The organism is Clostridium sp. SGI.024 (assembly GCF_050315195.1).
Lineage (GTDB): Bacteria > Bacillota > Clostridia > Clostridiales > Clostridiaceae > Clostridium.
Map to the genome: position 1 here is coordinate 18743 of NZ_JBNPON010000017.1, position 25065 is coordinate 43807.

Sequence of the window (25065 nt, forward strand, 5' to 3'; positions counted from 1 at the left end):
GGTATTATATCATTTTTTAGAGATTATAATTAATATTATAAATTATTAAAAATAGGAGTTAAAGAATAAACAATTCATATTTTTATTTGCGATAAAGATATATAATAATATTAAAATAAATGAGAAATATGATTCTAAAGATTATATGGGGGTAGATGTTATGGAAATACTAAGTCATGGGTGTACTTTAGACTGCTTTGACTGTTGTAAATTTAATATACATATAGAAAATAATAAAATATTAAAGATTACAGGAGATAAAAATCATCCATTTACGAAGGGATTTGTTTGTAAAAAAGGTCTTGCTCATTTAGACAGATTACATCATAAAGATAGAATTTATAAACCTATGTTAAAAGTAGATGGTAAGTGGAAGGAAATTTCTTTTGAAGAGGCTGTATCATTAGTTGCTGAAAAGTTAAGCTTTTATAAAGAAAAATATTCATCAAAATCAATATTATATTATGAGCAATATGGTAATGGAGCTTTACTAAAAAGTATGGGAGACTTATTTTTTAATTTCTTTGGAGGAGTTAGTAAATCTAAAGGGGGGCCTTGCTGGAGTGCTGGAATAAAAGCACAGACTATAAACTTTGGAGATGTAAGAAGTCATTCTTTAGAAGATATGTTTAATAGTAAGTCAATATTTGTTTGGGGTAAGAATCCAGCTTTTACATCTATACATACTATACAATGTATAAAAAAAGCAAAAGCAAAGGGAAGTAAGATAGTTGTAATAGATCCTATTTACACAAAGACAGCTGAAATGGCAGATAAATATATCAGAGTTAAACCTAATGGTGATGGAGCTTTAGCTCTTGCCATAGGAAAAATAATAATAGAAAAAGAATTATATGATAATGATTATATTAGAAAATATGTTAATGGCTTTGAAGAATATAAAGATTATGTAGAATCATTAGTGTTAGAGGATCTCATAGAAGTTTCTGGAGTATGTAGAAATGAGATAGAAGAGTTAGTAGAGTTATATACAAGTAAATATTCAACAATATTAATTGGCTATGGGATGCAAAAATATAAGAATGGTGGTAATACTATAAGTTTAGTAGATATTCTAGGAGCAATAACAGGACAAATTGGTTTTAGTGGTGGTGGAGTAAATTATGCAAATAAAGTTTATCCACATGTAATAAATTCTGATCCATTTAATAGTGAAGATGACTGTGAAAATAGATTTTTCTATGTAAGTGAAATGGCTGATTTTATTAAGGGGTCTCTAGAATGCACTGACTATTATGATAATGAAAATATTTATATAAAAGAAAATAATTCAAAAGTTGAATTAAAGAAATTTAATGTTCCAATAAAGATGGCTATTGTAACAAAAGCTAATCTTTTAAATCAGCTTGCAGATTTAAATAAATTAAAAGATGCTTTTTCAAAAATTGAGTTTAAAGTATGCTTTGATATGTTTATGACTGATACTGCAATAGAATGTGATTTATTTATTCCAACAACTAGCACATTAGAAAGTGAAGATTTAATTTATAGTTCTATGACAAATCCGTATATTATATATAATGAAAAAGCAATGGAACCTAAAGAAAAATTAATGGATGAATATGAATTTTTTAAAGAACTTGCAAGAATTCTTAATATAGAAAAATATCCATATGTAGATAAGAGAGAATACTTAACTAAAGTAATAGAACCTTTAAAGAAGTATAATGATAAAGTAAATATAGATTATTTAAAAAATAATTATTTTTCAATTCATAAACCAATAGCATGGGAAGATAAGAACTTTGAGACAAAGTCAGGGAAATTTGAAATATTTTTTAATAATAGATTGTATAAAGAGAATATTAAAGATAATAAATTCATATTATTAACAAATCATACAAGAGATAGCTTATCTAGTCAGCATATGATGGATGAAGAAGGAATATCTATTGCATATATAAATGAAAATATGGCAAAAGAATTAAATCTAAATAATGATGAAATAGTAATATTAAAAAGTAATAATGGAGAAATAAATGTAAAACTAAATATTGATAACATAGTTTCTGATTATATTGTTCTTATGTATGTAGGATGGTGGACAAAACATGGAAATCCTAATTACCTAACAGATTCTGGTATATCAGATATTGGTGGACAAGTAACCTATAATGAGACAAAAGTAGAAATAATAAAGAAGTTAACAGTAGAATTATAATAGAATCCAATAATAAGAATAAAAATTAATATTCTATAAATTTTGTTTTATCAATTTGCTCTATGGTGGATTAAGGATAATGAAAATGCTACTCCAATAATATATTGAAGTAGCATTTTCATTATTTTCTAGGAATTTATAAAAATATTACCCTGTGAATAATTTTTTATAAATTCCTTTCCTTTAGTATATGAGGAGATAGATATTATATTCTGGCGACTTGGAGCCTGCGACGGAGCAAAGAATATAATATCTATCTTCTTTTTATTCACCAAGATAAGCACTTTTGATACTATCATCATTTAATAAATCACTTGCTTTTCCAGATAAAACTATTTTTCCTGTTTCTAACACATAAGCTCTATTGGCAATGGATAAGGCCATGTTAGCATTTTGTTCAACAAGTAGAATGGTTGTACCAGATTTATTTATTTCAACAATAGTATCAAATATATCTTTTACAACTAAAGGTGCTAGACCCATGGAAGGTTCATCCAAAATTAACATTTCTGGTCTGTTCATTAAAGCACGACCTATGGCTAACATTTGTTGTTCACCGCCAGAAAGAGTACCTGCAATTTGTTTTCTTCTTTCTTTTAATCTTGGAAATTTAGAAAATACCATTTCCATATCGGATTTTACTTCACTTTTATTTTTCCTTAAATAAGCACCTAACTCTAAGTTCTCCTTTACTGTAAGATTTGCGAAAATCTTTCTACCTTCTGGAACATGAGATAATCCAAGAGAAACTATTTTGTGAGAAGGAACTTTTTTTAAGTTTTCATCTTTATAGGAAATAGTTCCAGATTTAATAGGTTCAAGACCTGATATAGCTCTTAGTGTGGAAGTTTTACCAGCACCATTTGCTCCTATTAAGGTAACTATTTCACCTTTTTTTACTTCTAAAGATAAATCTTTTAGGGCATGTATGCCACCATAATATAAATTTATATTGTCTACTTTTAGCATATTCTAAGCCCCCTCTCCAAGATAAGCTTCAATTACCTTAGGATTATTTTTAATTTCATCAGGTGTACCTTCTGCAATTTTCTTACCATAGTCAAGAACTACTATTTTTTCGCAAATACCCATAACTAACTTCATATCATGTTCAATTAAAAGAACAGATATATGAAACTTATCTTTTATCCAATTTATTAAATCCATAAGTTCAATTGTTTCTTGAGGATTCATACCAGCAGCTGGTTCATCTAATAAAAGTAAGGATGGGTTTGTTGCAAGTGCTCTTACTATTTCAAGTTTTCTCTGTTCTCCGTAGGAAAGATTTTTAGCAGTTTCGGTAGCTTTTGTATCTAATGAGAAAATTTTAAGAAGTTTTAAGCTTTCTTCTTCAATTCTTTTCTCTTCTTTTTTAAATTTAGGTGTTCTTAAAATAGAATCAAATAAAGAATAGTTTATTCTATAATTAAAGCTTACTTTTACATTATCTAAAACTGTAAGATTAGAAAATAATCTTATATTTTGAAATGTTCTTGCTATCTTTTTCTTAGTTATATTGTAAGGTTTAAGACCATTAAGATTTTCTCCAAGATAACATATAGTTCCGTTAGTTGGAGTATATACACCAGTTAGCATGTTAAATACAGTAGTTTTACCAGCACCATTAGGACCAATTAAACCAACAATTTGCTTTTCATCAATAGTTAAATTAAATTCTGATACAGCTTTTAATCCACCAAACTCAATTGATAAGTTTGAAACATCTAACATAGTTTAAACCTCCTTTCCTTTATTAGACTTTTCTACTATTTTAGAAGATTTTTTGAATATTTTTAAGGATAGTTCCTTATCACCTAAAAGTCCTTGAGGTCTAAATATCATAAGTACAATAAGAGCAAGTGGATATACAATCATTCTATATTCAGCAAAGCTTCTAAGTAATTCAGGTAAGAATGTTAATACTATAGTAGCTATAATTGAACCTGATAGTGAACCCATACCTCCAAATACAACATAAGTTAAATAATCTATAGACTTAACAAAGTTAAAATTAGAAGGTTGGATATATCCCATATAGTGAGCATATAAAGCTCCAGCTAAACCTGCAAAAAATGCACCTATAATAAAGGCCATCATTTTATATTTAAAAGTGTTAACCCCCATAGCTTCAGCAGCAATTTCATTTTCACGTACAGTTATCATTGCTCTTCCTTGAGAAGAATGAAGGATGTTATATATTATTAAAACAGTTAAAGCAGCAAATATAAAAGCAATAGTAAAGTCGGTCTTTTTTGGGATGCTTTTAAGTCCTGTAGCACCACCAACAGCTTCAATATTCATTATAATAACCCTAATTATTTCACAAAAAGCCAAAGTAGTAATAGCAAAATAGTCTCCTTTTAATCGTAAGGTTGGATAACCTATTAAAGCCGCAAAAATAGATGCAATAATAGCTCCAATTAATAATGCTATAAAAAATGGAAAATTTGCTTCTTTAGTTAGCATAGCTGATACGTAAGCACCTATTGCCATAAATCCAGCATGTCCTAAACATAATTGACCAGTGAATCCAACTATTAGATTTAGTGAAACAGCTAGAATAATATTAATTAATGTTAAAATAATTATTCCGGTATAATAAGGTTTAATAGTTTGGGAAGTTGTAAGACCAAATAAAATACCATAAGTTAAAATAACAGATCCTAATACTAATAATGTCTTTTTATTAAAAAAATCTTTCATTACAATCACCTACACTTTCTCATTAGTCTTTTTACCTAATAGACCAGTAGGTTTAATTAGAAGTATTACTATTAATATTCCAAATACAATAGCATCTGAAAAAGTAGTTGAAATATATGCTTTAGATAAAGTTTCTAATAATCCTATTGATAAGCCACCAATTAATGCACCAGGTATGCTTCCAATTCCTCCAAGTACTGCTGCAACAAAGGCTTTTAATCCAGGCATAACACCTATGTAAGGAGTTATGCTAGGATAGGAAATTGCAACTAGAACACCAGCAATACCAGCTAATGCTGATCCAATAGCAAAAGTAAGAGAGATAGTGTTGTTTACGTTAATTCCCATTAATGAAGCAGCTTCTATGTCATAAGAAGCTGCTCTCATTGCTTTTCCAACCTTAGTTTTATAAACAATAAATTGAAGGAGAAGTACAAGCAGTGCAGAAACTGCAAACATTAATATGGTTTTCCAATCTAAATGTAGCCCTAAAAAATTAATAGGTTCAAGATTTATAAGTTCAGGAAAATGTTTTGGAGCAGTTCCAACAAATTTACTCATAATATTTTGTAAAAATAATGATACACCAATTGCAGTAATTAATAATGCTATCCTTGGAGATTTTCTTAAAGGCTTATATGCAATCTTTTCTATTAAAATCCCAAGTAGTGCAGAAGCAACCATTGCTACTAATAATGTAGGTAGTAATGGTAATTTTAGTACACTTGATGCATAATATCCTGCAAAAGCACCAATCATGTAAATTTCACCATGAGCAAAGTTTATAAGTTGTATTATTCCATAAACCATTGTATAACCTAAAGCTAGGAGGGCATATACGCTACCTAAAGCTAAGCCATTTATTAATTGTTGTATAAATTCCATAGTTACTCCTCCTTATAAAAAATACATTAAGGATTTAATTTATCAGCTAAAACCTTATTTGAACCATCTAACTTAATAACTGCTGCACCTTTTATTGCAGATCTTTCTTCATTAAAGCTAATTTTTCCAGTAACACATTCTAAATTTGTTTTAGCTAATGCATCTTTAATTGCTACACCATCAGTGCTATTAGCATTTTTGATTGCTTCAACTAAAATTTTAGTTGAATCGTAAGCTAAAGCTGCAAAAGAATCTGGTTCTTTGTTATATTCTTTTTTGTAGGACTCAACGAAATTTTTAACTATTTCAGAATCATCTCCTGAATAGTAGTGATTAATATATAGAGCACCATCTACTGCATCTCCGCCGATAGAAGCTAACTCTTCAGATTCCCAACCATCTCCACCTAAAAGTTGAGAAGTAATAGAAATATCTCTAGCTTGTTTAGCTATAAGACCAACAACATTATAGTAATCTGGTAATACAATAACATCAGGATTAGAGCCTTTAATCTTAGTTAATTGTGCTTTAAAATCTGTATCTCCATCATTGTAGGATAAGTATTCAACAACTTTTCCACCATTTTTTTCTAATGTTTCTTTATAAGCTTTTGCTATACCTATAGAGTAATCAGAGCCAGCGTTATATAAAACAGCAGCTGTTTTTTTATTTAAATTATCTGTAGTATATTTAGCTAATATTTCACCTTGGAATGAGTCTATGAAACATCCTCTAAACATATATTCTCCACCTTCATTAGTAATTGAAGGTTCAGTACCTGTAGGTGTAATCATAGGAATTTGTCTTTCTGTTGAATTTTTAGCTATAGCTAGAGTAGCACCAGAAGTAACTCCACCTAAGATAGCAGCTACACCATCTTTATCTACTAACTTATTAAATGCTTGCATTGCTCCATCAGGAGTAGCACCATCATCTTCAAAGATAAATTCTATTTGTTTACCGTTTATTCCACCAGCATCATTAATCTCTTTTATTAATAAGGATGCACCTTCTTTAGCAGAATTACCATAAGTAGATGCACTACCAGTTAATGGTCCAATACCTCCTATTTTAATTACTTCATTTTTTGAGCTAGAACTTCCACATCCAATTAATAATGATGTAGACATTATTGATGCAATAAGTCCTGCAATTATTTTCTTTTTCATAAAAAATCCCCCTTTTAATACATGCTAACAAAATGTTAAATCAACAAATAATTTATTAATAAATTAATGCCAAATAAACAATTATAATATTGATATAGTAACATAATTAGATAAATATTACAACATAGATATTTAATGTTTTATAGAAAAATATATAAAAATGGAATGAATGGAGTATGTATACAGTAATATTATGTAAAAAACTGATAAAAGACTTTAAATTATTAAATTGAAAATTTTACTTCATTTATAATAGTAAGGTTATTAAACATAGTACAGGTTCACCAATATATTATGTTTATGCAATGATAACTATTGAAGAAGTATATATATTCATTTTAGGATTAAAGAGGTATAAACAAAAGAAATGGCTTAAGAATATAGTAGGAGTGTAAAAATAGTTAGGATAATTTTAGGTTGAAATAAGAATAAAATTTGTGTATAATACAAGAAGATTTAAAGAACTCGTATATCATCGGTAATATGGGCCGAAAGTTTCTACCTGCTAACCGTAAATTGGCAGACTACGAGGTATTGTACTTAAGATAAAAGGTAAGAAGATATAATTTGTGATTTTACTTCTATTTTTTAAGACAAGCACCTCGATATCGAGGTGCTTTTAATTTTTTTTTAACGTTGGAGGATAAAATCATGGAAAACTTACTAAAAAATGACGGGATTAAATTAAACTATAAAGTTAATGACAATCCATCAATGGGAGAAAAAATATTATTTGGAATTCAGCATATATTTGCTGCTTTTGGGGGAATAATAGTTGTTCCATTAGTTATATCTAGCTCTTTAGGATTTGATGCTAAAACCTCAACAGCATTAATAAGTGCATCAATACTTGCTGCAGGAATAGCAACTATAATACAGGCTAGAGGTATGGGACCAGCAGGAGCTAAGGTAGCTTGTATAATGGGAACAGATTTTACATTTGTATCACCTTCCCTTGCGGTTGGATCAACTCTTGGGTTATCGGGAATAATAGGAGCTACAATTTTAGGTGGAATATTTGAAGTTGTTCTTAGCTATTTTATAAGACCTTTAATGAAGCTATTTCCACCTATAGTTACAGGAACGGTTGTATGTTTAATAGGATTAACTTTATTACCAGTTTCAATAGATTGGGCAGCAGGAGGATCTGGAGCTGCAGATTATGGTAGTATTAAAAATATATCAATTTCAATGGTTGTACTTATTGGTACATTATTATTGAATCGTTATGGTAAAGGTATGCTTAGTAGTGCATCTATACTAATTGGTATGGTAATAGGATATATAGCATGTATACCACTTGGATTAGTAGATTTTACAGCAGTTAAAGAAGCAAGCTGGATATCAATGCCTAAGATATTTGAATACGGTGTTACTTTTGATTTGAAAGCACTTATTGCATTTATACCAGCATATTTTGTTACTGCAATAGAAACAGTAGGTTGTTTAAAAGCAGTTGGAGAAGTTTCAGATGTTGAAATGACAGAAAAGCGTATAGGAGCTGGAGTATTATCTGATGGTATTGGAAGTATGATAGGGGGAGTTGTAGGTACACTTCCAAATACAACTTTCAGTCAAAATGTTGGATTAATACCATTAACTAAAGTAGCTAGCCGTTATGTAGCAGTTATGGCAGGAGTCATATTAGTTATTTTAGGATTTTTACCGAAGCTTGCAGCAATAGTAAATAGTATCCCTCAACCAGTATTAGGCGGAGTTGGTATAGTTATGTTTGGTACAGTTGCAGCTGCTGGAATAAAAACTTTAAGTAAAGTAAAAATAAATGAAAGAAATCTTTTAATAATAGCTACTTCTATTGGATTAGGCCTTGGAGTAACTTTTAGACCAGAGTTTATATCTCAATTACCAGAAGCTTTAAAGATGATTTTTGCTTCAGGTATATCAACTGGAACTATAACTGCATTAATTTTAAATATAATTTTAAAAGAAGAAAAAGAATAATGTAAAATAATTATAAAATAGCAACTTATAGATATATGAGTTGCTATTTTATATTCTAAAGTAGTATATATAAATTCTAATTATTTCTGTAAAGGCTTTATTTATATAAATTAAATCTTAATGAAAAGAAAAATCTATAAAAGTAATTGATTTATAAATAAAGAGTTATTCTAAAATTTAATAATAGTATATTGGAGAAATATGGTATAATAAAGATTACTAACTTTCCTAAATTTTTTTGAATGATTGGAATATCTGAAGAGAAATGGATTAAAGCATATTTGTATTTTTATGATGAATATATAGATGAAGAAAATAAAAAAGAGCCTATAGCTAATTTCATTAAGAAATATTATAAATATACTGTTTTAGGAGGAGAAGATGAGAAATATAAAAACTGCTTTAAAGATTTCTGGTTCACTGATTTTATTATCTTTTATATTATCTATATCAATTATTTATTACTTAAAATTAGATAATCCTGTATTTTTAAAGAATTATATAGATGTAAATTATTATGAATATGAGAATATGTACACTTTGTCAGGATTTGATATTGAGCTTAAATATATTGCAAATATTGAAGATAAAAGAAAGGTTGTATCAGTAATATTTGAAGAAGCTCCTGAATTAAACTTTTACGCTAGTGAAAATGGTAAAAAGGGAGCAATACAATTATATGAGAATACTAATGATAATATTGAAAGCTATGGAAGATATGGTATTCATACAGTTTTTTTAAATTTTAACTTGCCAAAGGAAGGATACAAACTAGATGAAACAATAAAACTAAGCAAAGCAAAAGTAAAATTTGATGATGAACTAGTTTTGGATGTGGATTTAGGTAAAATAATTCTAAGTAAAATTAATAAAGAGGCTTCACCGTTAGAAAGGCCATCCTTAACTGGTTCAAGTGATGGGTATAGTCAATTATTTTTCTGGGTTAAGGATTATATACAAGTCTCAAAGATATATTCTCAATTATTTGAAGATACTAGAGACTTATTTGATTTTAATATCAATAAAGTTGGTGATATAGAAGAGAGAGATTTAATATACAATAAGGGTGATAATTTATTTTTTACTTCTCAGTTTAATAATATTGATGACCCAATAAAAAAACTTTATACCTATGATATTAAGCCTATTATGTACTTTAAAGATAGAATGGGAAAAGAATATGAAGAAAGAATATATAATATAACTTATAATCCTTATTTTACTTTTTATAATATATACAGATATTTAGTAGAGATGGAGGAAATATAATATGATTAAGGGTTATAAAAAAGTTTTTTGGGGAACTATTTTAAAAGTCTTTCATTTTAATATTGGGCAAATGGAAATTTTGCCAGAATTTATAGGGATTTTAATTGTTTCTTCAGGCATAAGAGAATTATTAGATAGCTATGATAATTTAAATCTTAGAATAGCATTAAAAATAAATAATATAAAAGCTTTTATTTCTTTTATTACAGTAATTTTGTCATTTGTAGGAATAGAAAATTATTTTGGTAATATAATAATAAGTATAATTTGGTTTAATATAAATTGTGTTTTAGAAATTATGTTTATAGTAAAGCTTTTAAAAGGAACATCAGAAGTTTTAAAAGAAAACTTTAATGCTTATTTGGGAAATAAATATAATAATAATGCAATCATTTATAGTTATCTTTATTCTATAGTAGTAATTATATGTAATATTAACTTTGTATTTATGTCTAGACTAATATCATTTTTAATTGCAACTTATGCAATAATAATAATTTTATGGGTAGCATTCTCCTTTAGAAAACTATATAAAGGTGATTTTCAAATAACTTAAATAAATAAAATTATTTTTACAAATAATACTTCTATATAAATAAGGAGGTGTTATTATGAGCAAGGATATATTAGACAAGTTAGAAATTAAAAATTATGAAAATTTATTAGAGAATGAATTTAAGAATAATACAGTTTTAGAAATGAATAAAGATCTAGATAAGTTGAAGATAAATGATGATTTTTCTAATGAAGATGCTTTGAATAATGAATATATATCAAAAGTTACTAATTCTTATATAGAGCTAAGGGATGTTATAAAAGATGATGATAGACATAAAATAAATAAGGATGATAAAAACAAAACAGATTTAAACTCATTAATATTAAATAAAATATAGTATATGAGAGCTCTTGAAAAGTATCAAGAGCTTTTTTATTATAACAAAATAGTGATAATATTTATCTCTAGTGCTTTAAGATTAATTTAAGGTAAAAATGATATTATTTACTCAATAAGAATCTAGGAGGATTTATTATGAGTAAAAAAATTATAGCAATTTTATCTATAATCACTATATTAATGGGGGTTACAGGCTGTACAAATAAAACTACTACATCAAATGATAATGTAGTATCAAGTGAAAATACAGAAAAAGTAGATACTAATATTACTTTAGGAGATACAATTTCAGTTGAAGGCAATGGAGTTGTAATTGAAAATAATAAAATTACAATAAGTTCTGCAGGAACCTATGGAATATCAGGAACTCTAAAGGATGGGCAAATAATAATTGATGCAGGTAATGAGGATAATGTTAAATTAGTTCTAAATGGAGCTAATATATCTTGTTCAAATAGTGCACCTATATATGTAAAGAATGCTAAAAATGCATATTTAGTTTTGGTAGATGGTAGTGAAAATGTTATTACAGATGGAGAAAACTACGTTTTTGAAGATGAAACTAGTGATGAACCTAATGCAACTATTTTTAGTAAAGATGATTTATTTATTAGTGGTACTGGGAAGTTAAAAGTAAATTCAAATTACAATAATGCAATAACTAGTAAAGATGATTTAGAAATAGCTGAGGCTAACATAGATATAACTTCTGTTGCAGATGGACTAAGAGGAAAAGATTCTATTACTATTTCTAGTGGAAATATTAATATAAATGCAACAGGAGACGGTATGAAATCTAATAACTCTGAAGATGCTGAAAAAGGTTATATATTAATTAAAGATGGAACTATAAACATAACTTCCGGAGAGGATGGAATACAAGCTGAAACTAATGCAACTATAACTGGTGGAGATATAACTATAAATTCTGGTGGAGGTAGTGAAAATAGCAGTAAAGAAAATAATTCCTGGGGAAATTGGGGTAAGCCAATGGGCTTTGGAGAAAATACAAATTCAACAGCAGAAAATGATACTGCAAGTGCTAAAGGAATAAAAGGAAATACCTTGGTAAAAATTGATGGTGGTAATATAAACATAGATTCTTCAGATGATTCAATACATTCTAATAGTAATGTAGAGATAAATGGTGGTACTATAAATATAACTTCTGGTGATGATGGAATCCATGGTGATTCAACTATAGATATAAATGCTGGAGAAATTAATATTACAAAATCTTATGAAGGAATTGAAGCTGAAACTATAAATATTAATGATGGAAATATAAAAGTTGTTGCAAGTGATGATGGGATAAATGCAGCTGGTGGTAATGATGGTTCTTCTGTAAATGGTAGACCAGGACAAAATAACTTTGCATCTTCTGGAAATGGGGAAATAAACTTTAATGGTGGAAGAGTAGTTGTAGATGCAAGTGGAGATGGATTAGATGCAAATGGATCTATATATATGAAAGGTGGTACAGTTATAGTAAATGGTCCAGAGAATAGTGGAAATGGAGCTTTAGACTATGATGGAAAGTTTGAAATTTCAGGTGGATTATTAATTGCAGCTGGATCTTCAGGAATGGCTCAATCACCAAGCGAAACATCAACACAAAATTCAATTAATGTATTTACTTCTATTTCAGCAAATACATTGCTTCATATTGAAGATGAAAATGGAAATGAATTAATAACTTTTGCTCCAAGTAAAACAGTAGGATCAATTGTTATATCTTCACCAAATATAAAGACTGGAACAACTTATAAGCTTTATACAGGAGGAGAATCAACAGGAAATGCAACTGATGGATTATACTCAGATGGAAGTTATTCAGGAGGAACAGAAGGGGATAGCTTTACAGTATCTAATACAGTTACTAATGTAGGACAAAGTTCTGGTGGATTTGGAGGCCCGGGAGGTGGAAGAATTCCAGGACAAGGCGGAATGTCAGGTCAAAGAGGAGAAATGCCTTCTAGACCTTAAGTAAATAGAATATAATAATATTATAAGGAATATTATAAGTAATTTTTTTGTAATATTCCTTTTTTATATATATGGTAAAATTAATAAAACAATCAGATAAATAGGGGATGAGGATAATGTATAAAAGAGTGATTTATTATGTTATTATAACACTTTTATTATCTGTTATTTTTATTGGATGTGGGAATTTAAGTAGTAAAAATGATAAAAATAAAGAAGATGTTCAAATAGGAATTGAAACAGTTACAGAAATTACTCCAAGTGAAGCAAAAGTAGATGAAGAAACTTGGATAGGAGTAGATGTTGCAACTCTTAACTATGCATCAGAGGATAGAATAGTTTTTCATGGGAATTTTGGGCTTTTTATTTATGATTTAAATAGGGAAAAAATCATTAGAGGAATTGATGTTAAATCTATAGGTTGTGGTTCTACACAGGGAGATAATGTATGCATTGTTTCTGTTAGCAAGGATGGAAATATAATCTCACTTCATCCTTCTAGTAGTGAAGATATGTATATATAATGTTGAAAAAAATACATTAATAAAGACTAAATATGAAAAGTTAGATGATAAACTTGAAACATTACCAATGGATGAATCATATTATACATACGATGAAGAATATACTTACTCTTATATAAAGCTAATTGATGGAGAAACTAGTTATTTAAAAACTCCTCAATCAAATATGGCTATAGACTTGCAATATATAAAAAATGATAAAGTATATGATATATTTAAATAAATCCATATTGAAACAACAAATTTAGAAGGACTATTAATTGGTCCTTCTAAATTTAGTAGTCTCTAAAAATTTTAAATTATACCTAGTTATAAACTTTTTCTTCAAATCCAGAAAAGGTTAGAGAAATATTTAAGTTTCCATTTTTACATCTTAATTCATCTATAAATTTCTTTTGATTAGCATCAAGCTTCATTTGAATTATATAATGGATTTCAAAAAGAGAACCAAAATCTCTAGTTTTAATAGTTTGAATCTTCCATGAGTTTGTGTACTTGTCCAAGATTTCATCAAATATTCCATCATAATTTAAATCTTCAGGAATTGTTATTTTAAGCTTTGAAGTTTTAGTTTTAGGCATAGCGAACTTTATTGCATCTAATACTATTGTTAAAGTACAAAGAACTATAGTAAATATAAAGGCGTATCCAATATACCCCATACCACAAGTTAATCCAACTGCTAAAGTAAAGAATACATAAGTTATATCCTTTGGATCTCCAGGTGCACTTCTAAAACGAATAATTGAAAAGGCTCCAGCTAAGCTAAAGGCTCTTGCTACATTATTACCTACTAAAAGAATGATAATAGATATTATAACTGGTAGCATAATTAAGGTTACTGTAAAACTTGGAGAATATCCCTCTCTTTTGTGAGTTCTCATATATGCAAAGCTAATAATTAAACCAAGCACAATTGACGATGTAATAATAATTAAAGCATTTAATAAAGTAAATGATTCCCCATTAGTTGATGTTATTATAGTTTCTAGCATATGTTTTTCCTCCTTATGTCATAAGTATTATTTAAACAATAACCCATATATTCATTTCCATATTTAGAAAAGTGAGTATTGTATATTTTTAATTCTGAAAGTGTTTTAGTTAACCAAACTGGCATAGCACCTAATATTTTTACTTCCATAAGATAATATCCCTTTGGAAGTAGTTCCTTTCCATAGCCTCCCATTTTAAGAGATAAGTTATCGCGTCTACTTAATATATTTGAATCAAATGTAATTCTAAAATTTTGATCATTTTTTCCAAATAAAGCTTTTCTACTATAACTTATAAATACTTTAGGTGAAACATTATTTTTTTCTAAATAGTACTCTAATTCATCTAAAACTTGATTATTTAAGTAATCAATGGAATCTGGTCTTACTCTAGATTCTAAAAATATTTCAGCTTCTTCTAAAGTTAAGGTTGCTCTTCTTTTACTTACAATTCCATTAATTTTTTTCTTAAGTTCTAAAAAAACTTTACCATTTTCATCTATTGGAGCTTTATAACTTCTTAACCTAAGTTTTTCCTTATAGTAAGGTTTATTAATTGAATGCCTAATTACTTGATTGTCATCAGTATCATAGTAAATACTATAAATGTTATAGTTATTTCCATCTTTACAGTATTTATCAGGATTCATATATTTATATAAAATAGGTAGAAGAGATTTATATTGACTTTCATTTAATATGAACTTCTTTTCAAACCTTTTAAATGCTTTTATTGCCATATAATTACCTCCTGTTAATTTTCTTCTTGAGGTAATTATATAAACTTAAGCTTAAATAAATCTTAAATTTTAAAAATTTTATTTTAAGATTATTGGTATTTACTTTATAAAAATAGTAAAATTATGTTATATATAGTAAGTTGAAGAGGTAATAGTTTATGAAGAAGTTATTAATTTATTTATTATTTTCTATACTTTTATTAACTGCTTGTACATTAAATAAGTCAGCTAATGTAGAAAAAACAGTTGATAGTAGTAAAAAGGAAGTTACTAATGAAGTATCTAATTCTAATTTAGAAGAAAATGATAATTCAAAAGATACAAATGAAATTTCACAGAGCAATACTAGTGATAATAGTAATTCATTAAATGAAAATATAAGTGAAAAGGTTAAGGATTATATTATAAATGGACAAGAAAATAAATCTGAAGCAAAGAAATTAAAATGGAGTAAAAGGTTTTTAAATGAAGTTAATATTGAAGATTTATATAGTAAATATATAAAGGATGGAGGTAATGAAGAAGACATAGAAGGACTTGCGACCTATGTAACCTTAAATGCTCCTATACTTTCTAATTGGGAAGAATTATTTAAAAAAGATTTATATGATACTTACAATGAAGAAGTAGTTAAGTTAGAACATTTAGAAGGAGATTTATATCAGGCTTATGTTATTAAAAATGGATTAGAAGTTCCTTTTGTTGTAGTTTCATCAAGAACTGGTTATTTTCATGGATAGATCTTTATAAGGTGTTAGCACACAATGAAAAATTAATAAGGAAAAATGTAAAGTTAAGGTAGATACTTCTTTTCCTTCCGTATATGAGGATATAGATATTATATTCTGCGACTTGGAGTTTGTAAGGTCGCAAATAATGTAATATCTATATCCTTTTTTATTAAAAAATGACTTAATAGTTTTTTTATATTTTCGTAATTGAAAAGTAATTTAGAAGTAGGATTTTTAGTGTAAAATCAAATTGTTATTACAAAATTTGGATGAGGGTGGAAGCATGAGAAAAATAAGATTAAATAAAAATAAGCTTTTGATTATTATATTAATATTTATTATTGCAATAGTTGGCTTTATAAGTTTTAGGAACATATCTAAGAAAGATAAGTATGAAAATGAAGGAATTAATATGACAGAAGAGGAAAGAGAAATTATTGATAAGGTTATAGCATTAGCAGAATCGAAAATTGGATTGCAATATGTCTGGGGTGGAAAAGGAGAGATAATGACAGAGGAAAGACTTGATGAACTTATTAGTTATTATGGAGATAGTTACTACCCATTAAGTAGAGAAACTTATATAGGAAGCCAAGCTTTTGATTGTTCTGGATTAACATATTGGGCTTATAGAGAAGTAACAGGAATAGAAATAGGATATTCAACTTTTGATCAAGAAGATATTTTACAAGGGTATGAGGTAAGTGAAGAAGATTTGCAACCAGGTGATTTAATATATACTCCTGGACATGTAGTTTTATATAAGGGAAAAGGAAAAATAATTAATGCTTATAACAAATATGTTTACCCAATTGGGGGAGTAAAAGAGGCAAATCTATACTTAAGTGATGATAGTGTAATTTATAGACCTATTGATTACGTTAATTCCTTAAAATAATTTCAAGAATACTTTTAAAATATTGACAATTAGAAAAATAAGTTTTATAATCCGTAGTAACAAATAAGCATAACTAAGAATTATTAATATAATTCGGAGTATAAGATAATAAAAAGCTGTGATAAGAAGAAGTAGTAATTAGAAAGACTTACAGAAAGTTACCGGTTGATGAGAGGTGCAAGAAAAGCTAATTATGAATACATCTTTGAGCTTCACACCAAATGGTATTGTTTTAAATGTAGTGCGAATAAAAAATGGATTATTATTATGGGAGCTGTATTAAATTATAACATTAATTTAATTTTTAAAACTCCAAAGGAGTTTTTCACTTCATTTTACATTCTTCATTTTACATTTTTTATTGCACCATAGTGCCTAGTAGGCTGTGACGTATTCCTTGCACACGTTATAGTGCTAGAGTATTACCTAGATTAATCTAGAGTACTCGAAAAGGTAGGCAATGTGAATTGTCTATGAACTTAAGGTGGTAACACGAAGATATATCTCTCGTCCTTTAGAAATAATGGACGAGAGTTTTTTATTTTTATTAAGTTCAATATTATCAAAAAGCTATATAACATTATTCTTATAGAACTTGCTTATATTAAAAAATATAAGAGGAGTGTAAAAGATATGAAAACAGTAGAGGAACAACTGAAAATTATTAAAAAGGGAGTAGAATTAATAGTTAGTGAAGAAGAGCTTAGATTAAAACTTGAGAAATCAATAAAAGATAATAAGCCATTAACTATTAAGCTAGGTCTTGATCCAAGTGCACCAGATATACATTTAGGGCATGCTGTGGTTTTGAGAAAAATTAAGCAAATGCAGGACTTAGGCCATAAGTCAGTTATAGTAATAGGTGATTTTACAGGGAAAATTGGAGATCCAACAGGAAAAGCAAAGGGAAGAAAAGCTTTAACCGATGAAGAAGTATTAAAGAATGCTGAAACTTATAAAAAGCAAATTTTTAAGGTTTTAGATAAGGATAAAACAGAAGTTAAATTTAATAGTACTTGGCTTTCAAAATTGAATTTTGATGCTGTGTTGAAGCTGGCAGGAACAACAACTGTAGCTAGAATGTTAGAAAGAGATGATTTTCAAAAAAGATATAAGAATAATGTTCCTATAGGAATACACGAGTTTTTTTACCCGTTAATGCAAGCATATGATTCAGTAGAGCTAGAAGCAGATATTGAGCTTGGTGGAACAGATCAAACCTTTAATATATTAATGGGGAGAACTTTACAAAAAACAAGAGGACAAGAACAACAAATTGCTATATTTATGCCAATATTAGAAGGCTTAGATGGTATTGAAAAAATGAGCAAAAGTTTAGGAAACTACATTGGAGTAAATGAAGAAGCAAATGTAATGTTTAAAAAGGTTATGGAAGTTCCAGATAATTTAATAATAAAATACTTTGAGTTAGCAACAGATGTACATCCAGATGAAATTAATAAAATAAAAGAAAGACTTAATAATGGAGAAAATCCAAGAGATATTAAGTTAGAATTGTCTAAAATTATAACAGCATTATATCATACAGAAGAAGAGTTAGAGGAAGCCATTGAGTTTTATAATACTGCATTTTCTAAAAAAGCTATACCTGATAATATACCAGAGTTAAATTTAAAGGGTGATACAATAAGAGATATACTAGATGATTTATTAAAAGAAAAATTTATACCAAGTAAAAAGGAGTTTAATAGGTTAATAAAGCAAGATGGAATTCAGCTTAATGGAGAAAAGATAAAAGAATTAGATACAAATATTAATGAAAATGATGTATTAAAAATAGGAAAGAAAAAGTTTGTGAAATTTATAAATATCAATTGATTTATTTTATTTATTAGTGCATTATTATGTGTAAATAATATATATAAAAAGAAAGATGGCGAAAAATATTATGACAATAAAAAGTGATTTAATAAAAGTTGAAACAGTAGTTAATGCACCTATAGAAAAGGTTTGGGAATATTGGGCAGCTCCTAAACATATTGTAAAGTGGAATAATGCTTCAGAGGATTGGCATACAACAGAAGCGAAAAATGATTTAAGAATTGGTGGAAAGTTTACTTCAAGAATGGAAGCTAAGGATGGTAGTTTTGGTTTTGATTTTGGTGGAGTTTATACTGAAGTAAGATTATATGAAGTTACTTCTTATGTTTTAGGTGATGGTAGAAAGGTTGAAATAAACTTTATAAATGAAGAAAATAAAACTAAGATAATAGAGAATTTTGAAGGAGAGAATGAAAATCCTCCTGAATTTCAACAAATGGGATGGCAGGCAATTTTAGATAATTTCAAAAAATATTCTGAACAAGTGGAGAATATTAATTAACATCAAATGCAACATGAATTATTTTATAAGAATTATACAAAGTAATTTACAAATAAAAGATAAACTAAATATAAAATAATTTGAAATGGTTTAAATTTCAGTTATAAGTAGGAGTTTAGTTGTTACTAAATATTAAAGATATCTATGTTTTACTTTTTATAAATAATACATAGATATCTTTTTTTATATTATTTTTTATAAAGTTTTATTTATAAATTTATAATACAATATAAAGTTTATTAATAAGTAAGTGAGGTGCAACAAACAACTTAAAAATAAAAGATTATGAAGTATTATTTATTATGTGACAATTTAGATCTCTTAGTATATTTTTTTCCGTTAGAATGAGATCCTTTCTTTTTTCCATTTTCAATTCCAATTTCTGATCCAGATTCAGAATACATTTTCCTAAGCTCAGCATTAGATTTAGGATGATCTTTTAATCTATTTTTATTATTATCTATGAAAATTTACCTCCTTAGATAAGATATCTATATTATTATTTCCGAAATAAAATAAAAAATAGTATATAAATAGATACTTTCATGGTACTTATTTACATTTAAGTGTGTAGTTTGATTTTAAAGATTAATTCAAGTTTCAACAAATTACAGGCTTTTTATTATTATGTTTTTATTAATTTGGAATAAATACTAAAAACATCTTTAAATGGATAAATTCATTTTGATTTTATTACAATAAAACAACATAATACTATAAAAAAAATACTATTTTTATACAGATTTAATATTTATATTAAAAAGATAATTATGTATAATGATTGTAATAGATTACAATCAAAAGATTGAAGTAATCGTTTACTTTTACTAGAATGATTATTTTTTATAAATAATTATTTATAAATCTTAAAGTCTGACAGAAAAAATATTAAATAGAAAGGTCGTTGGTATAAAAAAAGTAGAAAAGTTAATCTAATAGTTGATCACATTATTTGTAATTTAGGAAGTAAAATAACAAATTATAGAATAATTAAATGTATACAAAAAAGACTATATTCATTGTTAATTTGATTATCTATAAAGAAAGGAAGAAGAAGTATGAATAAAAAATTATTAAGAAAATATTTAGTTTCTTTTTTAAGTGCATCTATGCTTTTATCACAAGGTGTAAATATTGTTAATGCAAAAGAGGGTGTAGCAGTATCTGCCACAGAAGCCTCTACAAGTGTACTACATAGTGAAAATATGGAGTTTGATGGCACTGAGGTTGTTGCTTCTAAAAATAGTGAATCAATTCAAGAAAAAATTTCAAGTTTAACTGTACTAGATAAAGGAACTATAACAATTCGCTATAAATTGAAAAACACTGATTCAGTAATCGAATCTTTATTTGCTTTATCGCTACCAACTTCTGAGCAATCTTATGCAAGCGTTTACTTAAAACCTAAGACTAAAAAAGTAGGTGTTGAATTTAAAAATCTACCAAATAATAAAACTGCAGAGTTTGATTTAGCTGTAGATAATACAAATTGGCACACTATTAGTTGTGTATTTACAGGAAATAAGATAATTTTTTACTCTGATAGTAAAATAGTAGGGGAAGCTGATTTCAATGGAATGTTTAGTGATTTATCATGGAAAGATACTGCTTCAAAAGTAACTATTGGTGGTTTACATAGAAAATATGTTAGTGGAACTAGAACTGATACTTTTCTATGGCCATTTAGTGGAACTATAGATATAGTGGATGTTACTAATAAAGTTTCATCTGAAGACGATATCAAAAAGCTTCATGCTGTAACTACTGAAGATATTAGTAACGATAAAAGCTACATATGGCAACAAAATGAAAATGATATTTTTTACTATAGAATACCTTCATTAGTTAGAGCGAGTAATGGTAATTTAGTAATTGCTGCTGATGCAAGAAAGAAACATTATAATGATTGGGGAGATATTAAAACAGTAGTAAAGACTAGTAATAATTCTGGAGAAACATGGAGTGATAGTAAAACAGTTGTAGATACTCCTACACAACCATATTATACTAGTGAAACTATTGGTTCTAGATCAGATACTACTTCATCTATGTCAATAGACCCTGCACTTTTAGCAGCATCTAATAATGTAGTTTATATGATTGTTGATGTTATGCCTGAAAGCAGAGGAAAATGGTTTGATTGGGGTGGAAATGATAAAGGTTATTTAAGTGGTGCTTATAATTCTCAATTAGGAACTGGATATATAACTGTTGATGGAACTAAATGCTTAAAATTATTTGATAAAGATAATAATGAGTATTATGTGAAAAAAGAAAATAATCAAGGTGTTGTATATAAGATTACAGAGAAAAATGAAGATGGTTCTGTAAAAGCATATCAAGCAACTAATTATACTGTTAGCTATGGAACTGCAGATAATAATTATAGCGATTATGGAGATTTATATAAAGATGGTGTAAGTGCTGGAAATATTTATTTAACAAATGACTCAAAAGATCCAGCGGGACAAAATGGAGCGCCTATACATCAAGAGAATTCTAAAAAAGGTGAATTAAGAGTTCTTATAACTAATTATTTATGGTTATTCAAGAGTACTGATGGCGGTACAACTTGGTCAGAACCAACAGATATTACACCAAGTGTAAAAGAAGAATGGATGAGATTTATTGGTGCAGGAGCAGGAATTGGTAGTGAAATTACTAAGGAAGATGGATCAAAAAGATTAATTTTCCCTATTTATTACACAAATAAAAATGGTGGAGGAATTGGGTTACAAAGTAGTGCTATTATTTATAGTGACGACAATGGTGTAACATGGCAACGTTCTGAATCAGCAAATGATGGACGTGTTGTAAATGGAGTAAAAATTAGCTCACAAACAGCTTCTAAGACAGATTATGATATTAGTGAAAATCAAGTTATTCAATTAAAGAGTGGAACTTTACTACAATTTATGCGTACAACATCTGCAGATCAAAAGGTTCGTATAGCAAAGAGTACTGATTATGGTTTAACATGGGAAGATGACTTTATTGATAGTGGATTAAGAGATATAGGTTGTCAATTATCAGTTATTACAATGGAGCATAATAATAAAGAATACGTTGTATTTTCAAATCCAACTGGTGATGGTCCAAGTAAATCAGCAGCTAGATATAGAGGAGTTTTAAGAATAGGTGAAGTTCAAGAAGATGATTCAATTAAATGGTTAACTTCTAATGTAATTGAAAGAGGTAGATTTGCTTATTCAAGTGTTGTTGATTTAGGAGATGGCAATATTGGAGTAGCTTTTGAAGATAATGGAAATATTTCTTATTTAACATATAGTATTGATGAATTATTAGAAGCTAATAGTCAAGATGCAAATTGTGTTATTGAAGAAGTTACAAGACTTAATGATAATAAAGATTTAACTGTTGGAGATGAAGTATTAATTCAAGTAAAGATGAATCAAGAGTTAATAATGACAGGAAAACGTGAATTAGATATTAAAATTGGAGAAACAAGTAAAAAAGCAAAATATGTTTCAGGAACTGGAACAAATACATTTATCTTTAGCTATACAATAGCAGAAGAGGATATTGGAAAATTAATAGTTGTTGGTTTATCAAGTGATACAATAACTCAAAATCAATATTTATGGAAGTTAGCTTCACCAAGTAAGAGTTATGACTTAGGAGAGCTTTATGATGTTAAGTATGACGATTTAAATCATGTTTTCAATGGAGATTTTAGTAAAAATTCAAATTGGATATTAAAAGAAGGTGGAAATGCGTCTGCAAATAAATTAGAAGGAGATAATTACTATGGTAGTATTGCAAATGGAACTAGTGATGATTATCTTGTTCAATATGTAGATGTTGAAGCAGGGAAGAAATATAAATTAACAGCTAAGGTTAAAGTTGATTCTGAAAATAATGAGGTACCAGGAGTGTTCTTAGTTGTAAAATACGGAATTAGTAGAAACTTCAAACAAATAGAAGTAAAAAATACTGATGGATGGCAAACTTTTGAAATTGAATTTATACCTGCAGAAGGAAATAAAAAAGTTCTTGTAGGTTTAATTAAATATGCAGAAGGTAGTAATATTGAAAAATGTAGGAGTGCAACTGTAAGTATTGATGATGTTAAGGTTCTTCAAGAAAAAATTTCTGATACTGAAGTTAAGTGGATGGATGATTTTAATGGAACTAGTCTAGATACAAGCATATGGGGATACGAATTAGGACGTATTAGAGGTAATGAACAACAACACTATGTAGATAGCAAAGAAAACGTTTTTGTTAAGGATGGAAATCTTACATTGAAAGTTACAAAAAGACCAGAACAATACCAATATAGAAATCCATTTCCAGGAAAAGATCCTAGACAAATAATTTATAATTCTGGAAGTGTAAGAACTGCTGGTCAAAAGGAATTTTTATATGGACGTATAGAAATGAGAGCTAAACTACCAGAAGGAAAAGGAGCATTCCCAGCATTTTGGACATTAGGTGCAGATTTCTCATTAGATGGATTAATTGATTTAGATCAAGCTTATGGATGGCCAACTTGTGGAGAAATTGATATTATGGAAATGATTGGTGGTCCTACTGATGAACGTTTAAATTTAAATGAAACACCAGCAGTTAAGACTGGAGATCAACAAAGTAATAAAAAGATTTATGGAACACCACACTTCTATTGGGCTAATACTACAGATTCCGATAAAGATGGAAGTTATGGACAAAATTATAATAATGCAAGTGGTGGAAATGCTACATTTAGAGAAAATCTTTCTAATGACTTCCACATTTTTGGAATAAACTGGACTGAAACAAAGATTGAATGGTATGTAGATGGTGAAATATATAATACTATATATTTTGATGATTTAACTGATGCTCAAATGCAAGCAGCTAAAGCAAGCTTAAATAGGCCACAATATATTCAATTAAACCTTGCTACTGGTGGTAACTGGGCAGGAGATGCAGGACAATATTTAGCTGAAGATAATACTCAATTTGTAATAGACTGGGTTAAATGGTCACAAAATAGTGAACAAGAAGCTGCTGCAGCTAAGTATTATGAAGATATGCCTACACTTACTAGTAAATTAAGTAGTGATAGTAAAAATATTACTATAGTTAAGGGACAAACTGTAGATTTATCAAGTTATGTACAATTAAATGCTGAAAATACATCAGAGCAATACGAAGTTAGATATTCTATAGATAATGAATTTATGTTTGTAAATAATGGCATTGGACCAAATGAAACAGGTCAAACAAAAGTACAATTAGTATATTCAAGTACAAGTGCAAATGGTTTGAAAAAAGCATTAACAGATTTAGATGCTGGAGTTTATAATATTCATTATACAGCTGTACCAAAAACAACAACTACAGCAATATCTGGAAAAGTTTCTGCAACAAGTAAATTAGTTAGAAAAACTTTAAAGTTAGTTGTTCTTCCTAAAGAATTAACTGGTATTGCTGGAAATCAATTATCCTCTGTTGAATTACCTACTGGATGGTCATGGGAAAATCCTGAAGCAACATTAGATAATAATGTGGGAAATTACAATGCAGTATTTACTAATACAGCTAATGATACAAATCAACGTACAACAGCATTAACATTATCTGTAAAAGTACAAGCTAATCAATAGATATAAGAGTTAGTTAAAATAGTGCTGTAAATATAAATATCCCAGTAAATAATTTATGATTTTGTTTACTAGGATTATTTAATAAAAATTTTTAAAATTATCCTTTTAAAATTTAATGAAATTTTATGATATAATTTAAGTAAGATTAGCCTGTAATTTGTTTTGCA

The 25065-nt window shown here is 27.8% G+C and carries 20 protein-coding genes and 1 riboswitch; of the genes, 13 read left to right on the forward strand and 7 right to left on the reverse strand.

Translation table 11 applies throughout. The features are described 5' to 3' along the window. The first annotated feature begins 160 nt into the window (after positions 1–160). Positions 161–2182, forward strand: a complete 2022-nt coding sequence (locus tag ACQRD5_RS07070) for a molybdopterin-dependent oxidoreductase (RefSeq protein ID WP_291629711.1) — start codon at positions 161–163, stop codon at positions 2180–2182. A gap of 264 nt (positions 2183–2446) precedes the next feature. On the opposite strand, the gene ACQRD5_RS07075 is transcribed toward ACQRD5_RS07070, so the two are convergent. The 5 genes from ACQRD5_RS07075 to ACQRD5_RS07095 are packed head-to-tail and all read right to left on the reverse strand — an operon-like array spanning position 2447 to position 6939. Continuing rightward, positions 2447–3151 (reverse strand): ABC transporter ATP-binding protein, encoded by a 705-nt coding sequence (locus tag ACQRD5_RS07075; protein ID WP_291629712.1) that lies wholly within the window; start codon positions 3149–3151, stop codon positions 2447–2449. 3 nt (positions 3152–3154) lie between these two features. Continuing rightward, the gene (locus tag ACQRD5_RS07080) at positions 3155–3913 is read right to left on the reverse strand and encodes an ABC transporter ATP-binding protein (RefSeq protein ID WP_291629714.1); all 759 of its coding nucleotides are present in this window, start codon (positions 3911–3913) and stop codon (positions 3155–3157) included. Positions 3914–3916: 3 nt separating this feature from the next. Next, positions 3917–4885, reverse strand: a complete 969-nt coding sequence (locus ACQRD5_RS07085) for a branched-chain amino acid ABC transporter permease (protein ID WP_291629717.1) — start codon at positions 4883–4885, stop codon at positions 3917–3919. Between the two features lie 9 nt (positions 4886–4894). Further along, positions 4895–5770: a branched-chain amino acid ABC transporter permease gene (locus ACQRD5_RS07090; RefSeq protein ID WP_291629719.1), complete on the reverse strand. Its 876-nt coding sequence runs from the start codon at positions 5768–5770 to the stop codon at positions 4895–4897. Positions 5771–5796: 26 nt separating this feature from the next. Then, positions 5797–6939, reverse strand: a complete 1143-nt coding sequence (locus ACQRD5_RS07095; RefSeq protein WP_291629721.1) for an ABC transporter substrate-binding protein — start codon at positions 6937–6939, stop codon at positions 5797–5799. 445 nt (positions 6940–7384) lie between these two features. After that, positions 7385–7486: riboswitch (purine riboswitch) on the forward strand. 104 nt (positions 7487–7590) lie between these two features. Here ACQRD5_RS07095 and ACQRD5_RS07100 point away from each other — a divergent pair. The 7 genes from ACQRD5_RS07100 (at position 7591) to ACQRD5_RS07130 (ending at position 13801) form a co-directional block, all read left to right on the forward strand. After that, the gene (locus tag ACQRD5_RS07100; protein WP_414437472.1) at positions 7591–8901 is read left to right on the forward strand and encodes a nucleobase:cation symporter-2 family protein; all 1311 of its coding nucleotides are present in this window, start codon (positions 7591–7593) and stop codon (positions 8899–8901) included. A gap of 381 nt (positions 8902–9282) precedes the next feature. Beyond that, positions 9283–10170, forward strand: coding sequence for a hypothetical protein (locus tag ACQRD5_RS07105; RefSeq protein WP_291629723.1), 888 nt, complete (start codon positions 9283–9285; stop codon positions 10168–10170). 1 nt (position 10171) lies between these two features. Beyond that, complete coding sequence (locus ACQRD5_RS07110; RefSeq protein WP_320899725.1) at positions 10172–10726, forward strand: hypothetical protein; 555 nt, start codon at positions 10172–10174, stop codon at positions 10724–10726. 55 nt (positions 10727–10781) lie between these two features. Next, on the forward strand, positions 10782–11066 hold the full coding sequence (locus ACQRD5_RS07115) for a hypothetical protein (protein WP_291626817.1): 285 nt from the start codon (positions 10782–10784) through the stop codon (positions 11064–11066). 137 nt (positions 11067–11203) lie between these two features. Then, positions 11204–13054 carry a carbohydrate-binding domain-containing protein gene (locus ACQRD5_RS07120; RefSeq protein WP_308779934.1) on the forward strand — a complete coding sequence of 617 codons (1851 nt, stop codon included), beginning with the start codon at positions 11204–11206 and terminating at the stop codon, positions 13052–13054. Positions 13055–13170: 116 nt separating this feature from the next. Then, positions 13171–13578 (forward strand): hypothetical protein, encoded by a 408-nt coding sequence (locus tag ACQRD5_RS07125; RefSeq protein ID WP_427746649.1) that lies wholly within the window; start codon positions 13171–13173, stop codon positions 13576–13578. Then, the gene (locus ACQRD5_RS07130; protein ID WP_427746650.1) at positions 13559–13801 is read left to right on the forward strand and encodes a hypothetical protein; all 243 of its coding nucleotides are present in this window, start codon (positions 13559–13561) and stop codon (positions 13799–13801) included. The genes ACQRD5_RS07125 and ACQRD5_RS07130 overlap by 20 nt, the downstream gene beginning before the upstream one ends. An 82-nt stretch (positions 13802–13883) precedes the next feature. Here ACQRD5_RS07130 and ACQRD5_RS07135 read toward each other — a convergent pair whose 3' ends face one another. Beyond that, complete coding sequence (locus ACQRD5_RS07135; RefSeq protein WP_291626811.1) at positions 13884–14573, reverse strand: DUF4956 domain-containing protein; 690 nt, start codon at positions 14571–14573, stop codon at positions 13884–13886. After that, positions 14567–15313, reverse strand: coding sequence for a polyphosphate polymerase domain-containing protein (locus tag ACQRD5_RS07140; RefSeq protein ID WP_294188465.1), 747 nt, complete (start codon positions 15311–15313; stop codon positions 14567–14569). The genes ACQRD5_RS07135 and ACQRD5_RS07140 overlap by 7 nt, the downstream gene beginning before the upstream one ends. A gap of 158 nt (positions 15314–15471) precedes the next feature. Between ACQRD5_RS07140 and ACQRD5_RS07145 the strand changes: the two genes are divergently transcribed. The 5 genes from ACQRD5_RS07145 to ACQRD5_RS07165 all read left to right on the forward strand — a co-directional run bounded on the left by ACQRD5_RS07145 (position 15472) and on the right by ACQRD5_RS07165 (position 24898). Continuing rightward, on the forward strand, positions 15472–16053 hold the full coding sequence (locus ACQRD5_RS07145; protein ID WP_291626807.1) for a hypothetical protein: 582 nt from the start codon (positions 15472–15474) through the stop codon (positions 16051–16053). A gap of 274 nt (positions 16054–16327) precedes the next feature. Continuing rightward, entirely contained in the window at positions 16328–16942 is a 615-nt protein-coding gene (locus ACQRD5_RS07150; protein ID WP_291626805.1) for a C40 family peptidase, read from the forward strand. 633 nt (positions 16943–17575) lie between these two features. Continuing rightward, a complete protein-coding gene (tyrS, locus tag ACQRD5_RS07155; RefSeq protein WP_291626803.1) occupies positions 17576–18781 on the forward strand; it encodes a tyrosine--tRNA ligase in 1206 nt (401 codons plus the stop codon). Between the two features lie 70 nt (positions 18782–18851). Further along, positions 18852–19286: an SRPBCC family protein gene (locus tag ACQRD5_RS07160; protein WP_320902187.1), complete on the forward strand. Its 435-nt coding sequence runs from the start codon at positions 18852–18854 to the stop codon at positions 19284–19286. Between the two features lie 1058 nt (positions 19287–20344). Continuing rightward, positions 20345–24898 carry a family 16 glycosylhydrolase gene (locus ACQRD5_RS07165; RefSeq protein ID WP_320627857.1) on the forward strand — a complete coding sequence of 1518 codons (4554 nt, stop codon included), beginning with the start codon at positions 20345–20347 and terminating at the stop codon, positions 24896–24898. The last annotated feature ends 167 nt before the right edge of the window (positions 24899–25065 follow it).